We start from the raw sequence: 13,038 nt of genomic DNA on the forward strand, positions 1-13,038 counted from the left end.
TAATTATTTTTGGAATCGATTTTCATCAGGAGCGACATTGAGGATCTGCAACGCTCCTTTCATTATTTCGGCAAAGACAGGGCCGGCAACGGAGCCGCCATAATATAAGTCACCTTGAGGTTCATTCACCATCACCACTAACGAGACTCGAGGGTCGCTCACTGGAGCCACTCCTGCCGTGTAAGCAAAATATTCATCACCATAACCGCCGGCAATCGCTTTGCGCGAAGTTCCTGACTTGGCCGCAATACGATAGCCCGGAACCGCGGCTTGAGTTGCTGTGCCACCGGGTTGGGTAACGGTTTCTAACATTTCCAACACTTTCTTAGCATTAGTTTTATCAACCACTTGGCGTGATAAATCTTGCTGGTTGCTGTCAATAATATGGATTGGTTGGTACTGACCTAAATTACCTAAAGTGGCATAAGCATGAGCCAACTGAATGGGGGTAATTGACAAACCATAGCCAAATGCCAAGGTGGCAATTTCAAACGGTGACCAACGGCGGCGATTCGGGAAAATACCCAAGGTCTCACCGACGAGGTTTAAACCGGACATTTCACCAAGCCCTACAGAGGTATACATACCTAATAGGGCTTCGAGAGGCATTTCAAGCGCCAGCTTAGCCACTCCGATGTTACTCGATTTTTTCAGAATTAAGGTTAAATCGGCTTTGCCGACTTTTGAGGTATCACGCACTCGACTGCCGCCGATTTGCATGATGCCATTCCCTGTATCTATCACCGTTTTGTCATTTGCAACGCCATTTTCAAGCGCGGCCAATACTACAAAAGGTTTAACAGTTGAGCCCGGTTCAAAGGCGTCCGTGATCACGCGGTTACGCATTTTAAAACTTTGCCAATCGGAACGGTTATTGGGGTTGTATGAAGGGGCGTTAACCATCGCTAATACTGCACCCGTTTTCACGTCGAGCAAAATGGCCGATGCCGAAGTGGCACGATAGTCCGCTACAGCTTGCTTGACCGCACGAAAGGCGATCGCTTGCAAACGTTGGTCAATGGTCAACGCCAGCGGCTTGCCCTCTTCACGCTCTTCAAGCGAGATATTTTCCACCACTCGGCCATACCGATCTTTGCGGATCACCTGTTTGCCAGCTTCCCCCGTCAGCCATTTATCATAGCTGCGCTCAACCCCTTCTAAACCGTGGCCATCGATGCCCGTCACACCAATTAAGTGCGCACTCGCCTCACCGGCTGGATAGTAACGGCGAGATTCGGCCTTGAGCCCCACACCCGCTAATTTAAGTTCGCGAATATAATTGGCCATTGCAGGGCTCACTTGACGCTGCAAATAGATAAAACGGCGGGTTTGGTTCTCTTCAATTTTTTTCAGCAGCTCACTGCGCTTAATGCCTAACACATCAGCCAGTGCGTACCAACGTTCACGTTCAACTAAACCGCCGGCTTTAAAAATAGCCACAGGATCAGCCCATACTGCATCGACAGGAACACTGACTGCGAGAGGTTCACCATTACGATCTGAAATGATTCCGCGTGCCGATGGCAAGGTTTTGGCTCGGACAGAGCGCATATCCCCTTCGCGGATCAAATTATCCGGTTCGATAATTTGGATGAAGGCAACGCGCCCAACCAATAAAGCGAAAGCAACGAATACAAAAAAGAGGATGAGATAGAATCGCCAACGGATCAAAATAGGAGATGTCGCTTTTTCTTGACGAGGTGCCGCTTGGGCTTTATCTTTGTTTTTTTTCATTTGAGCGTAATCACCACTTCTTTATCAGAATCAGGTCGCTTCATTTCCAGCTCTTGTTTGGCAAGATTCTGCACGCGGCTATGTTCTGCGAGGGCCGTTTCCTCAAGAATGAGGTTACGCCATTCATTATCGAGCCGCTCGCGCTCAACTAAAGTTTGATCTTTTTCTGAAATCGCCTGCCTAGAATGGTGGGTAATAAACACCACTCCCATCGCACTGGCAAAAATTAACATTAACAAAATAAGCGGCACTCGACCCACCGTAAACAGGTCAAGTGCAATCAGTTTGGTTAAGTTAGGCGGCGACTTAGACATGGACTACAGTTTTTCAGCAACTCGTAATACTGAGCTGCGTGAACGGGGATTGAGTTCCACTTCTTCTTTAGTTGGCATAATCGCTTTCCCAACTGGTTTTAAGTTGGCTGAGCCCAATGCCTGAATTTGTATTTCTGTTAACGGCAAACCATGTGGAACCTCTGGGCCTTTACTCTCTTTACGAATAAAGCGTTTGACCATGCGATCTTCAAGCGAATGGAAACTGATCACCGATAAGCGCCCTTGTGGGGCTAAGATCTTAGCTGCGCCTTTTAATGCAGTGTCTATCTCTTCTAATTCACTATTGATATAGATACGAAATGCTTGAAATGAGCGCGTAGCCGGGTGTTTTTTCTCTTTAAAGCTTTTCGGCGCAGCTTCTGAAATCAGTTTGGCCAATTGGCTGGTACGCGTCAGAGGCTCTTTTTCATCGTCTTCACGGTAAGCGACAATCGCTTTGGCAATACGGCGCGCGTGCTTGTCTTCACCAAATTCACGAATCACCCAAGTAATATCATCTAGATCGGCTTGCGCAAGCCACTGCGAGACAGGGATCCCTGACGTCGGGTCCATACGCATATCAAGTGGGCCATCTTTCATGAAACTAAAACCGCGCTCAGCATCGTCCAACTGCGGCGAGGAAACGCCTAAATCAAGTAGTACTCCATCTACTTTCCCTACCAGATCGTAGCGCTCAGCGTATTGTGCCATGCCAGAGAATGGGCCATGAATGATAGTAAAACGCGGGTCGTTAATTTTTCCAGCTTCAGCAATCGCTTGTGGATCGCGATCTATGCTGTAAAGCCGACCATTGTCACCCAACTTAGAGAGAATTGTACGACTATGACCACCACGGCCAAACGTGCCGTCGATATAAATACCGTCTGGTTTGATAGCAAGGCCATCAATGGATTCATTCAGTAGTACAGAAATGTGTTGAAAAGGTTCAGTCATCGTTTTCTCATCGGGCTAAAGCTGAAATATAGCAATCGGCTACGGCGCAAGTATTCAGTTTACTGATTTAACGCCGCATCGCTACCACTTGACGTTGGCATCACGTGATATTGCGCTAAGTTTAGTGCTTACGAAATAATTTTCGTCAATAAAAAGCAAAAAACCCATCATAACCGCAAGAGTTATGATGGGTCTGCAATAGGTGGAGTTGACGTATAAGCCGGGTTCTGTTCCGCTTGCGCGGCAGTAGCCATTCGTCTAGGCCAGCAATCACTCACTGGCTCAAGCAACCTACCCGCTTCCTTACGCGAGCAACGCAATGTGGAAGCCTATTTGGTCTTGCTCCGGGTGGAGTTTACCTTGCTACGAACTGTTGCCAGACGCACGGTGCGCTCTTACCGCACCCTTTCACCCTTACCTGTGCCCATTCCGAAGAAATTGGGCCATCGGCGGTCTTCTCTCTGCTGCACTTGTCGTAGGCTTTCGCCCCCCAGGCGTTACCTGGCACCCTGCTCTATGGAGCCCGGACTTTCCTCCCCTCCATCAGTCTCCCCAGCACAAGGCTAAAGGACATCAATGAAGCAGCGACTACCCAGTCAACTCCGAGGGCGGATTGTATAGAGAAAGATAGGTACTGTCTAGGCTCAAACAACTTCTGTGTTTAATTCACGCTTAAGCGTTTAATTATCCATCGATTTAAAACATCAAGATGCCGCTGGCTAATTAAGCAGATAGGTTTTCAAGCCCCCACTTATAAAGGGCATTTTTCTTAAGGTTATAAATTTCAGCCGCCAATGCGGCCGCTTTTTTCAGAGGCAGCTCTTTTGTCAAAATCGCTAAACTGCGCAATGCTTCGTCCGGCAAGCTATCGTCCACGCTTTCTCTGTAACCATGGATCAGTAACACCATTTCACCACGCTTGCGGTTCTCATCTTCATTAATCCAATTAATCAGTTCGCCTAACGGCAAACCTTGAATCGTCTCGAAGGTTTTGGTGAGCTCGCGGGCTAGCACCACGTTACGATCTGGCCCTAAGATAGCTAACATATCTTGCAGTGATTCGCTAATTCGGTGTGGTGACTCATAAAAAATACAGGTGCGTTCAGCCTTAGCGATCTCTAGGAATTTATCTTTACGCCCTTTGCTTTTCGGCGGCAAAAAACCTTCAAAACTGAAACGATCAGAAGGCAAGCCTGATGCACTGAGCGCAGTAATCACAGCACAGGCGCCCGGAAGTGGCACAACTCTCACACCAGCTTGACGACATTGATTGACAAGATGGTACCCTGGATCACTGATCAGTGGCGTTCCTGCATCAGAAACCAACGCAATAGATTGCCCTGATAATAATTTATCGACTAACACTTGTGCTTTTTGCTGTTCGTTGTGATCATGCAAGGCAAAGGTTTTAGTCTGGATATTGAAGTGAGCGAGAAGTCTGCCAGTATGGCGTGTATCTTCCGCAGCGATAACATCAACACTTGAGAGTACTTCAATGGCTCGCTGGGTAATATCACCCAAATTGCCAATTGGCGTAGGAACAATGTAGAGAGTTGGGATCTCTGCTGGCAAGGTTTTGCTATCTGTCATTTGTTTACCATCACTTCAACGATTAATATAGAGACAATTTTACACGGAATAACGAAAGAACTCATGGCTATGAAGAACCATCCGAGACTCAGTGTACCACGCTTATTCACGCCCGTTGCATTAGCAATGGCTTTGGCGGCGTGTTCGTCTTCACCGTCGACGTCCACCTCAGTCGATATTACGCAAGATCCCACCAAGTCAGCGCAAACTTACTTGATGCAAGCAGATAGTAGCCAAGGTTCACTGCAAAATGATTGGTTGATCATGGCTCTTAAAGCCGCCATTAACGAAAACAACAGCGAACAAGCGCAACTGTTGATTATGCGCTTAGCCAAACAGTCGCTCTCTGAAGCGCAACAAGCTGAATGGCAAATGGCTAAGGCGCAGTTGTTGAGTAATGCGGAACAGTTTTCACAAGCGCTCTCTCAGCTTAATTTTCAGGCTTGGTGGAAGCTAAGCCCTGAAACATGGGCTCAATACCATCAAATGCGCGCCGATATTTTTACCGCGCTCAGCCGCCCTTTTGATTCAAGTAGGGAGCTTATTGCATTAAGCACTTACGTTGATGATGCCGAGCAAGAAGCGATTGCCGATCAAATTTGGCTCAATTTCAATCACTATAGCGAACGTGAAATTACCCAATTAAATCCAGAGCCTAACGAAAACGTGCTCGATGGCTGGCTACAACTGGCTGTATATATGAAAACGCTCAATAGCAATATTCCGCAGCTGAAGAATACGCTCGAAAAATGGCTTGCGGAAAACAGCAATCACCCAGCGGCTCGTTATACGCCTAAAGCGATACAAGATATTTTAGCGCTGGAAATCATCAAACCCACTAACACCGCGTTGTTACTTCCTCTTTCCGGAAAGTTTGCCACGCAAGCTCAACTGATCCGTGATGGCTTTATCATGGCGATGATGAATGACCGTAACCGTGACCTCAATGCTACCTTGACTGTGATTGATACCAATGCCGAAGACGCCGCGCTCATAGACAAGCAATTGATTGAAAAAAACATTGATTTCATTGTTGGGCCACTCATCAAAGAGAACATCGAGAATCTACATAAGCTTCAACAAGCACGCTTAGCTTCTATCCCTACGCTGGCGTTGAATATTCCAGACAAAATTGAAGATCATCCTAACACTTGCTATCTTGCACTTTCGCCAGAGCAAGAGGTTGAACAAGCCGCTAAGTATCTGTTTAGCCAAGGCTATCAATACCCTTTAATACTCGCTCCTCAAGGTAATTACGGCCAGCGTGTAGTAGAAGCGTTTAACGCAGAATGGCAAAAATACAGCAAGAATAAAGTATCGGTGAACCTATTTGGTGATAAGCGTCAATTGCAACGCAACATTAACTCAGTATTTGGTCTACAAGATAGCCAACAAAATATCGCGCAAATGGATGCGTTGATGGGTATTGATTTGCAAAGCCTGCCCCGCAGTCGTCGTGATATCGATTCGGTTTATATCGTGGCTAACAGCGCAGAATTGACTTTAATTAAACCCTTTATCGAGGTCGCAATTAACCCTGACACTAAGCCACCTAAACTGTTCTCAAACTCTCGTAGTAACAGTGGTAACACACAGTATGAAGACCTCTCTGGTGTAACTTATAGCGATATTCCATTACTCATTCATCCCAATTCAATGCTGGATAATGAAATGAACCAATTGTGGCCAAAGAACTCCAATAGCGAGCGACGCTTACAAGCATTAGGTATGGATGCTTATCAGTTAATGATTGAGTTGCCACAAATGAAGGTCGTCGAGGGGTATAGTATCGATGGCAAAACAGGCACATTAAGTATTGATGAGCAATGCGTGGTACAGAGAGAGATCAGTTGGGCGGTGCATGGCGCTCTTTAGTCGCCGCGCAGTTGGTCAACAGTATGAAACCGCAGCCAAACACTATTTATTAGGTTGTGGTTTGGCTTTTATTGAACAAAACTTCAATACCAAAGTCGGTGAAATCGACCTCATTATGCGAGATAAAAACACCTTAGTGTTCGTAGAGGTTAAATACAGAAAAAACCAATGTCATGGGCATGCCGCAGAAATGGTTACTACCGCAAAAATGGCAAAGTTGATGAAAACCGCGAATTTATGGCTACTGAAACATGGCCTATCGCCCTATGACACCGATTTTCGTTTCGATGTGATCGCCATCCACCAAGATGTGCACCACATTGAGTGGATTAAAAACGCAATAACTCAAGGATAAACGATGCTCGACAGCATTAAAGACAGTTTTACCGAAAGCATCCAAATTCAAATTGCGGCTGCTGAAGCACTACCCCATGCGATCACGCATGCTGCACAAGCCATGGTGGCAACGCTACTTAACGGTCATAAAATTCTCTGTTGCGGTAATGGTGGCTCTTCGGCCAATGCCCAGCTTTTTTCTTCTTGCTTACTGAACCGTTTTGAAACTGAACGTCCGAGTTTACCCGCCATTGCATTAACCGCAGACAATACCACGTTAACCGCAGTTGCTAACGACTATCACTACCAAGAAATATTCTCTAAACAGGTACGTGCATTTGGTCAACCTGGTGATGTTTTGTTGGCTATTTCAACCAGTGGTAACAGCAAAAACATCATTAAAGCGATGGAAGCGGCTGTGACTCGCGATATGACGATTATCGCTCTCACAGGCAAAGACGGTGGAGAAATGGCTGGTCTTCTAGGTGAAAATGATGTGGAGATCCGCATCCCCTCGCAGCGGACGGCTCGAATCCATGAAGTTCATATGGTCACCCTACACTGCTTATGTGACTTGATTGATCAAGTCCTTTTCCCTTCTCATGAAGAATAGACAATGAATAGATTAAAACTTTCACTCATTCTACTGTTGAGCTTTGCTGTATCAGGTTGTGCAGGAGTTATCCTTGCTGGCGCGGCAACAACAGCGAGCCTAGTAACAGACCCTCGAACCACTCAAGAAATTTGGAATGATAATAACATCGAATTTGAAGTAGCAGGTATCGCCAATAAAGCCCCCTTTAACGGAAAAACTCGCATTACGGCCAGTTCTTATCAAGGGATTGTCGTGTTGATGGGACAAGCTGAAAACTCCGGATTACTCAATGAGTTTGAAAATAAAGCACGTGAGACAAAAGGGGTCAAAACCATTCATAATCAAGTCAGAATAAAAGCGCCTTTATCAATTGGCGAAATCAGTAACGACAGTTGGATTACGACTAAAGTAAAATCAGCGCTGTTGGCCAATTCTGAACTGAACACAATCAAAATCAAAGTAATCACAGAAAATAGAGAAGTATTTTTACTTGGCTATGTCTCGGCAGAACAGGCTAATCTAGCCAGTGATATTGCCCGAAACATATCAGGCGTAAAACAGGTGATTAAGGCATTTCAATACAGCGAATAACCTCGGTTATCCTTTGTTTTTTTTAGAAAAAAAGCAGCGAATATCGCTGCTTTTTCGATCATGACTGCTTAATGTGTGAAAATGAGTTACTTAATAACTCTTAAGCTTGGTTTTCCCTTCGGCCGAGAGGTTTCTTGTGCTCGAGTCTCTAATAATTCCTCATCTTCTTGAGAAGCAACGCTTAACATCGGCTCTTGTTCAGATTCCTCTGTTATGCCCGCTTCTAGATAAGGGATATAGGCCTCTTCAGGTTCAAACATAGTACCTGCACCGTTTTCACGTGCATAGATAGCTTGCACTGCGTACAAAGGCACTATGACCGAATGAGGACGTCCACCAAAGCGAGCATTGAACGTAATCGCTTCATTGCCAAGCTCAAGGTTACCTATCGCTCTTGGGGCAAGATTAAGGATAATTTGTCCATCTTGCACAAACTCCATCGGCACTCGTACACCCGTAAGAGTGGCATCCACAACAACATGAGGAGTCAATTCATTTTCTAATAGCCAATCATAAAATGCTCTAAGCATATAAGGTCGGCGAGGAGTCATTTGAGAGATATCCATCAAACTGCCTTAACGAACTAAACGCATCTCACGTTCAGCTTCTGTTAAAGAAGCCAAGAATGAATCACGCTCAAAAACACGATTCATATATACTTTAAGCTCTTTAGAGCCAGGACCAATCAGATCAATACCCAAAATAGGTAAGCGCCATAGTAATGGAGCTAAATAACAGTCAATGAGGCTAAACTCTTCACTCATGAAATATTCGTATTCCGCGAACACAGGACCAAGAGTAAGCAGATCATTGCGTAATTTATTACGAGCTGCTTCTGACTCTTCCGCATTACCCTTCACGACTTTCTCAGCCAGTGAGTACCAGTTTTTCTCAATACGGTAAATCATCAAACGGCTATTACCACGAGCCACAGGATAAACAGGCATCAGCGGCGGATGAGGGAAACGCTCATCTAGGTATTCCATGATGATCTTTGAGTCATAAAGAGCAAGCTCACGATCAACTAACGTTGGTACTGTCTTATATGGGTTTAGCTCAATAAGGTCAGCTGGCAGATTGGTTTCATCAACTAATTCTACTTCAACACTGACACCTTTTTCCGCTAGAACAATACGTACCTGATGACTATACATATCAGATGCACTCGAAAATAGCGTCATCACAGAACGTTTATTGGCAGCTACAGCCATGGAGCCCTCCAGCACACTTACAGATATAAAAACAATGGAGGCCAAGCCTCCATTGAAGATTCTAAAAATTAGAAATTAACGCCGCATGGTAGCACAATTAATGCACATCACGCCAATATTCTTTCTTCAATAGAACAACCACGATAGTAAATAGCACAAGGAATGCCATTACCCACCAACCTAAAGTTTGACGTTCAAGCTTGACTGGTTCTGCTGAATATTCAAGGAAGTTAACAATGTCACGGACCGCTTGATCATACTCACTTTGGCTCAGCTCACCCGTTCCATCAGACTCGGCACCAATAACAGCCTTGACTTCCTCGCCATTGACAATATGAGTACCATAAACTGGTTGTGGGATCCCTTGTAGCTCTTCAAGCACATGAGGCATACCGACACTTGGGAATACGATGTTGTTTACGCCAAAAGGCCGGCTAGGATCGGCATAAAATGAGCGAAGGTAAGTATACAACCAATCTGTTCCTCGAACACGAGCCACAAGCGTTAAATCTGGTGGTGGTGCACCAAACCATTTCGCTGCCGACTTATCTGGAATCGCATTCTCCATCAGTTGACCAATTTTGGCATTCGGATCAAAAATCAAATTCTCTTTCATCAAATCCGAGGGAATATTCAAATCATTCGCTACACGCTCATAACGCTGGTACTGAGTTGAGTGACAACCAAAACAGTAGTTCATGAATAGCTTTGCACCATGCTGCAATGATGCTTGATCTGTTAAATCATTATTTGCTTTATCTAAATGTACATTTGCGCCAGCTGCCAAAGCAAGAGATGGCAGCATTGCAAACAAAATTACAATCCACTTTTTCATTTAAATGTCACCCTCTCTGGTAATGGTTTCGTTGCTTCATTTTTGCTGTAGAAGAACAACAAAACAAAGAACATGAAGTAACCAAGGCTAAATATACGTGCAAGCATTGTGTAAGTGGCTGTCGCAGGTAACGCACCTAAAACACCTAACGCAATAAAGCAGATAGTGAACTGAATAATATTGATTAAGTGGAACTTACTACGATAACGGTAAGAACGAACCTTACAACGATCCAGCCATGGCAATAAGAACAACACCACAATCGATGCACCCATCGCAGCCACACCAATTAACTTATCAGGAACAGCACGTAAAATTGCATAGAAAGGCGTGAAATACCAAACAGGTGCGATGTGTGCTGGCGTTTTTAGTGGGTTTGCCGCTTCAAAGTTAGGCGGCTCAAGGAAGTAGCCCCCCATCTCTGGGTTAAAGAACAACACATAACAGAACAGGATTAAGAAACCGGCTACACCAATAAGATCTTTCACTGTCCCGTAAGGATGGAATGGAATCGAATCAATGATGTCGTATTTCTTGGTGTAGTAGTCGTGAAATTTAAACTGCGTTTTATAATCATCGCCCATCGACCCTTTTGGTACTTTGGTTTCGATACCGTCAGGGTTATTAGAGCCGACTTCATGCAGTGCTAATATATGGAGAACAATTAGCAACAATAAAACAATAGGTAAAGCAATCACATGCAGTGCAAAGAAACGGTTCAGAGTGGCACCTGAAATAACGTAGTCACCACGTATCCATAGAGTTAAATCATCACCGATAACGGGGATTGCACCGAACAAAGAGATAATAACTTGCGCTCCCCAGTAGGACATTTGTCCCCATGGTAGCAAGTATCCCATAAAGGCTTCGGCCATCAACACTAAGAAGATCAGCATGCCAAATAGCCATAGCAGTTCACGAGGCTTCTGATAGGAACCGTAAATTAAGCCACGGAACATATGTAGATAAATCACCACAAAGAAAGCTGAAGCGCCAGTGGAGTGCATATAGCGCAGTAACCAACCATACTCAACATCACGCATTATGTATTCAACAGATGCAAAAGCCCCTTCACCTGATGGCACATAGTTCATGGTTAGCCACACACCAGTGAGCAGTTGGTTAACAAGAACCAACATGGCTAACGATCCAAACAAATACCAAAAGTTAAAGTTTTTCGGCATTGGATATTCAGATAGGTGTTTTTTGTAAGCGTTCATTGCAGGTAAACGCTTTTCTACCCAATCAAGTAAAACTTGCATTATGCAGCCTCCCCGGTCTCATCTAATCCTATGACAATACGAGTATCGCTAAGATACATATATTGAGGGATAACCAAGTTTAGTGGTGCCGGAACACCTTGAAAAACTCGACCCGCCATATCAAATTTCGAACCATGGCAAGGACAGAAAAAACCAGATTTAACCCCTTGAACTTGTTCACTAAAAGAATCAGGCAAATAAGTAGGTGAACAGCCAAGGTGAGTACAAATACCCACAGCAACGAAATATTCAGGTTTAATCGATCGATAAGCATTTTGCGCATAATTAGGCTGCTGCTGCTCATCCGATTGAGGATCTCGAAGTTGGTTTTCGATATCTTTTAGCCCATCGACCACTGATTGAGAACGACGAACAACCCAAACAGGTTTTCCTCGCCACTCAACACGAACCATTTGCCCCTCTTCAAGTTTACCGATTTCAACTTCAACGGGGGCTCCAGCCGCTTTGGCTTTGGCACTTGGGTTCCAAGATTTAATAAAAGGAACGGCGACAGCAGCAGCTCCTAACCCTCCGACAACGGCTGTTGTCGCGGTTAAGAAACGTCTGCGACCGTTATTTAAAGGCGCATTGCTCATCCAAACATTCTCCCATTTGCTCCCTGTGGATTATTATTATTCCGCTTATCAAGAGCATGGCTAACAAAATACGAATCTAGTTGTATTTATTTGATGGCAAATCATAAATAAAACCCTACTTTTTGACAAGATAAAGCTACCTTTTCGTAACATTCGTGAAGTAAATCGCACGTGAGGTCACAAAAGGAAGATTAAAGAGCAACAACCAAATGATGTGATTAAAAAAATGAGTGTTTGCTAACACCAAAAAACAAAAAGCCCGGTATAAATACCGGGCTTTTGAACCACAATCCAGTAACACTGGAAGCGAATCTTTTGAAAAAAGATTAACGCTTAGAGAATTGTGGTTTACGACGTGCTTTACGCAGACCAACTTTCTTACGTTCAACGCAACGAGCGTCGCGAGTAACGTAGCCAGCTGCACGTAGAACAGGACGTAGTGATTCGTCGTATTCCATTAGAGCGCGAGTGATACCGTGACGGATAGCACCAGCTTGACCAGAAATACCACCACCTTTAACAGTGATGTATAGATCTAGTTTCTCAGTTAGTTCAACTAGCTCAAGAGGTTGTTTAACAACCATACGAGAAGTTGGACGACCAAAGTAAACATCAAGGCTACGCTTGTTGATTACAATGTTGCCGCTGCCTGGTTTAATAAAAACGCGTGCAGCTGAGCTTTTGCGACGGCCAGTGCCGTAGTATTGATTCTCTGCCATTTTCGAAATCCCCAATTAGATGTCTAGTACTTTTGGTTGTTGAGCAGCATGGTTGTGCTCAGCGCCAGCGTAAACTTTCAGCTTACGGTACATAGCACGGCCTAGAGGACCACGTGGTAGCATACCTTTAACCGCTAGCTCAATAACCATCTCTGGCTTACGAATAATCAGCTTGTCGAAAGTGATTGATTTTAAGCCGCCTGGAAATTCAGTGTGACGGTAGTAAGTTTTAGCTGCTGCTTTGTTACCTGTTACAGTAACTTTCTCAGCGTTTACAACGATGATGTAATCACCAGTGTCTACGTGAGGAGTGTATTCAGCTTTATGTTTGCCACGTAGGCGAGATGCAATTTCACTTGCTAGACGACCTAGAGTTTTACCCTCAGCGTCTACGATATACCAGTCGCGTTTTACAGTTTCTGGTTT

The 13,038-nt window shown here is 44.7% G+C and carries 15 protein-coding genes and 1 other RNA gene; 4 read left to right on the forward strand and 12 right to left on the reverse strand.

Annotation, left to right across the window (positions count from 1 at the left end):
• Positions 1–3 precede the first annotated feature (3 nt).
• The 5 genes from B9J84_RS06980 to rsmI all read right to left on the reverse strand — a co-directional run bounded on the left by B9J84_RS06980 (position 4) and on the right by rsmI (position 4,592).
• A complete protein-coding gene (locus B9J84_RS06980) occupies positions 4–1,734 on the reverse strand; it encodes a peptidoglycan glycosyltransferase FtsI (protein WP_013856076.1) in 1,731 nt (576 codons plus the stop codon).
• Entirely contained in the window at positions 1,731–2,048 is a 318-nt protein-coding gene (gene ftsL / locus B9J84_RS06985) for a cell division protein FtsL (protein WP_010318013.1), read from the reverse strand. Before ftsL ends, B9J84_RS06980 begins: the two co-directional genes overlap by 4 nt.
• A 3-nt stretch (positions 2,049–2,051) precedes the next feature.
• Positions 2,052–3,002, reverse strand: coding sequence for a 16S rRNA (cytosine(1402)-N(4))-methyltransferase RsmH (gene rsmH, locus B9J84_RS06990; protein WP_010318016.1), 951 nt, complete (start codon positions 3,000–3,002; stop codon positions 2,052–2,054).
• A 200-nt stretch (positions 3,003–3,202) separates the two neighbouring features.
• Positions 3,203–3,606, reverse strand: an RNA gene (gene rnpB, locus B9J84_RS06995) — RNase P RNA component class A.
• Between the two features lie 119 nt (positions 3,607–3,725).
• Positions 3,726–4,592 (reverse strand): 16S rRNA (cytidine(1402)-2'-O)-methyltransferase, encoded by an 867-nt coding sequence (gene rsmI, locus B9J84_RS07000; protein ID WP_013856074.1) that lies wholly within the window; start codon positions 4,590–4,592, stop codon positions 3,726–3,728.
• A gap of 69 nt (positions 4,593–4,661) precedes the next feature.
• On the opposite strand from rsmI, the gene B9J84_RS07005 reads away from it, so the two are divergent.
• Genes B9J84_RS07005 through B9J84_RS07020 form a run of 4 tightly spaced genes read left to right on the forward strand, consistent with a single transcriptional unit; the run spans position 4,662 to position 7,989 of the window.
• Positions 4,662–6,467 (forward strand): penicillin-binding protein activator, encoded by a 1,806-nt coding sequence (locus B9J84_RS07005; protein ID WP_094123840.1) that lies wholly within the window; start codon positions 4,662–4,664, stop codon positions 6,465–6,467.
• Complete coding sequence (locus tag B9J84_RS07010; RefSeq protein WP_017046509.1) at positions 6,454–6,822, forward strand: YraN family protein; 369 nt, start codon at positions 6,454–6,456, stop codon at positions 6,820–6,822. The genes B9J84_RS07005 and B9J84_RS07010 overlap by 14 nt, the downstream gene beginning before the upstream one ends.
• Positions 6,823–6,825: 3 nt before the next feature.
• On the forward strand, positions 6,826–7,416 hold the full coding sequence (locus tag B9J84_RS07015; protein ID WP_010318025.1) for a phosphoheptose isomerase: 591 nt from the start codon (positions 6,826–6,828) through the stop codon (positions 7,414–7,416).
• Positions 7,417–7,419: 3 nt separating this feature from the next.
• Positions 7,420–7,989: a BON domain-containing protein gene (locus B9J84_RS07020; RefSeq protein ID WP_017042658.1), complete on the forward strand. Its 570-nt coding sequence runs from the start codon at positions 7,420–7,422 to the stop codon at positions 7,987–7,989.
• Between the two features lie 86 nt (positions 7,990–8,075).
• Here the strand turns inward: B9J84_RS07020 and sspB are convergent, their stop codons facing one another.
• From sspB to rplM, 7 genes are all read right to left on the reverse strand, one after another.
• Positions 8,076–8,555 carry a ClpXP protease specificity-enhancing factor gene (gene sspB / locus B9J84_RS07025; RefSeq protein WP_026027949.1) on the reverse strand — a complete coding sequence of 160 codons (480 nt, stop codon included), beginning with the start codon at positions 8,553–8,555 and terminating at the stop codon, positions 8,076–8,078.
• A gap of 9 nt (positions 8,556–8,564) precedes the next feature.
• Positions 8,565–9,200 (reverse strand): stringent starvation protein SspA, encoded by a 636-nt coding sequence (gene sspA / locus B9J84_RS07030; RefSeq protein ID WP_026027272.1) that lies wholly within the window; start codon positions 9,198–9,200, stop codon positions 8,565–8,567.
• Positions 9,201–9,297: 97 nt separating this feature from the next.
• A complete protein-coding gene (locus B9J84_RS07035) occupies positions 9,298–10,035 on the reverse strand; it encodes a cytochrome c1 (protein ID WP_094123837.1) in 738 nt (245 codons plus the stop codon).
• A complete protein-coding gene (locus tag B9J84_RS07040) occupies positions 10,032–11,297 on the reverse strand; it encodes a cytochrome bc complex cytochrome b subunit (RefSeq protein WP_094123838.1) in 1,266 nt (421 codons plus the stop codon). The genes B9J84_RS07035 and B9J84_RS07040 overlap by 4 nt, the downstream gene beginning before the upstream one ends.
• Positions 11,297–11,893: a ubiquinol-cytochrome c reductase iron-sulfur subunit gene (petA, locus tag B9J84_RS07045; RefSeq protein ID WP_010318038.1), complete on the reverse strand. Its 597-nt coding sequence runs from the start codon at positions 11,891–11,893 to the stop codon at positions 11,297–11,299. Before petA ends, B9J84_RS07040 begins: the two co-directional genes overlap by 1 nt.
• A gap of 326 nt (positions 11,894–12,219) precedes the next feature.
• The gene (gene rpsI / locus B9J84_RS07050; protein WP_010318040.1) at positions 12,220–12,612 is read right to left on the reverse strand and encodes a 30S ribosomal protein S9; all 393 of its coding nucleotides are present in this window, start codon (positions 12,610–12,612) and stop codon (positions 12,220–12,222) included.
• A 15-nt stretch (positions 12,613–12,627) separates the two neighbouring features.
• Positions 12,628–13,038, reverse strand: a 411-nt coding sequence (gene rplM / locus B9J84_RS07055) for a 50S ribosomal protein L13 (protein WP_094123839.1), incomplete at its 5' end; no start/stop codon positions are given.

It is taken from the genome of Vibrio sp. V03_P4A6T147 (assembly GCF_002241085.1).
GTDB classification, from domain to species: Bacteria; Pseudomonadota; Gammaproteobacteria; order Enterobacterales; family Vibrionaceae; genus Vibrio; species Vibrio anguillarum.

Excerpts from the sequence above, each read along its gene's own strand:
- B9J84_RS07040 (WP_094123838.1), bottom strand. The coding sequence starts at position 11,297 with ATGCAAGTTTTACTTGATTGGGTAGAAAAGCGTTTACCTGCAATGAAC.
- B9J84_RS06980 (WP_013856076.1), bottom strand. The coding sequence starts at position 1,734 with ATGAAAAAAAACAAAGATAAAGCCCAAGCGGCACCTCGTCAAGAAAAA.
- petA (WP_010318038.1), bottom strand. The coding sequence starts at position 11,893 with ATGAGCAATGCGCCTTTAAATAACGGTCGCAGACGTTTCTTAACCGCG.
- ftsL (WP_010318013.1), bottom strand. The coding sequence starts at position 2,048 with ATGTCTAAGTCGCCGCCTAACTTAACCAAACTGATTGCACTTGACCTG.
- B9J84_RS07005 (WP_094123840.1), top strand. The coding sequence starts at position 4,662 with ATGAAGAACCATCCGAGACTCAGTGTACCACGCTTATTCACGCCCGTT.
- sspB (WP_026027949.1), bottom strand. The coding sequence starts at position 8,555 with ATGGATATCTCTCAAATGACTCCTCGCCGACCTTATATGCTTAGAGCA.
- B9J84_RS07015 (WP_010318025.1), top strand. The coding sequence starts at position 6,826 with ATGCTCGACAGCATTAAAGACAGTTTTACCGAAAGCATCCAAATTCAA.
- rpsI (WP_010318040.1), bottom strand. The coding sequence starts at position 12,612 with ATGGCAGAGAATCAATACTACGGCACTGGCCGTCGCAAAAGCTCAGCT.
- B9J84_RS07035 (WP_094123837.1), bottom strand. The coding sequence starts at position 10,035 with ATGAAAAAGTGGATTGTAATTTTGTTTGCAATGCTGCCATCTCTTGCT.
- rsmH (WP_010318016.1), bottom strand. The coding sequence starts at position 3,002 with ATGACTGAACCTTTTCAACACATTTCTGTACTACTGAATGAATCCATT.
- B9J84_RS07020 (WP_017042658.1), top strand. The coding sequence starts at position 7,420 with ATGAATAGATTAAAACTTTCACTCATTCTACTGTTGAGCTTTGCTGTA.
- sspA (WP_026027272.1), bottom strand. The coding sequence starts at position 9,200 with ATGGCTGTAGCTGCCAATAAACGTTCTGTGATGACGCTATTTTCGAGT.
- B9J84_RS07010 (WP_017046509.1), top strand. The coding sequence starts at position 6,454 with ATGGCGCTCTTTAGTCGCCGCGCAGTTGGTCAACAGTATGAAACCGCA.
- rsmI (WP_013856074.1), bottom strand. The coding sequence starts at position 4,592 with ATGACAGATAGCAAAACCTTGCCAGCAGAGATCCCAACTCTCTACATT.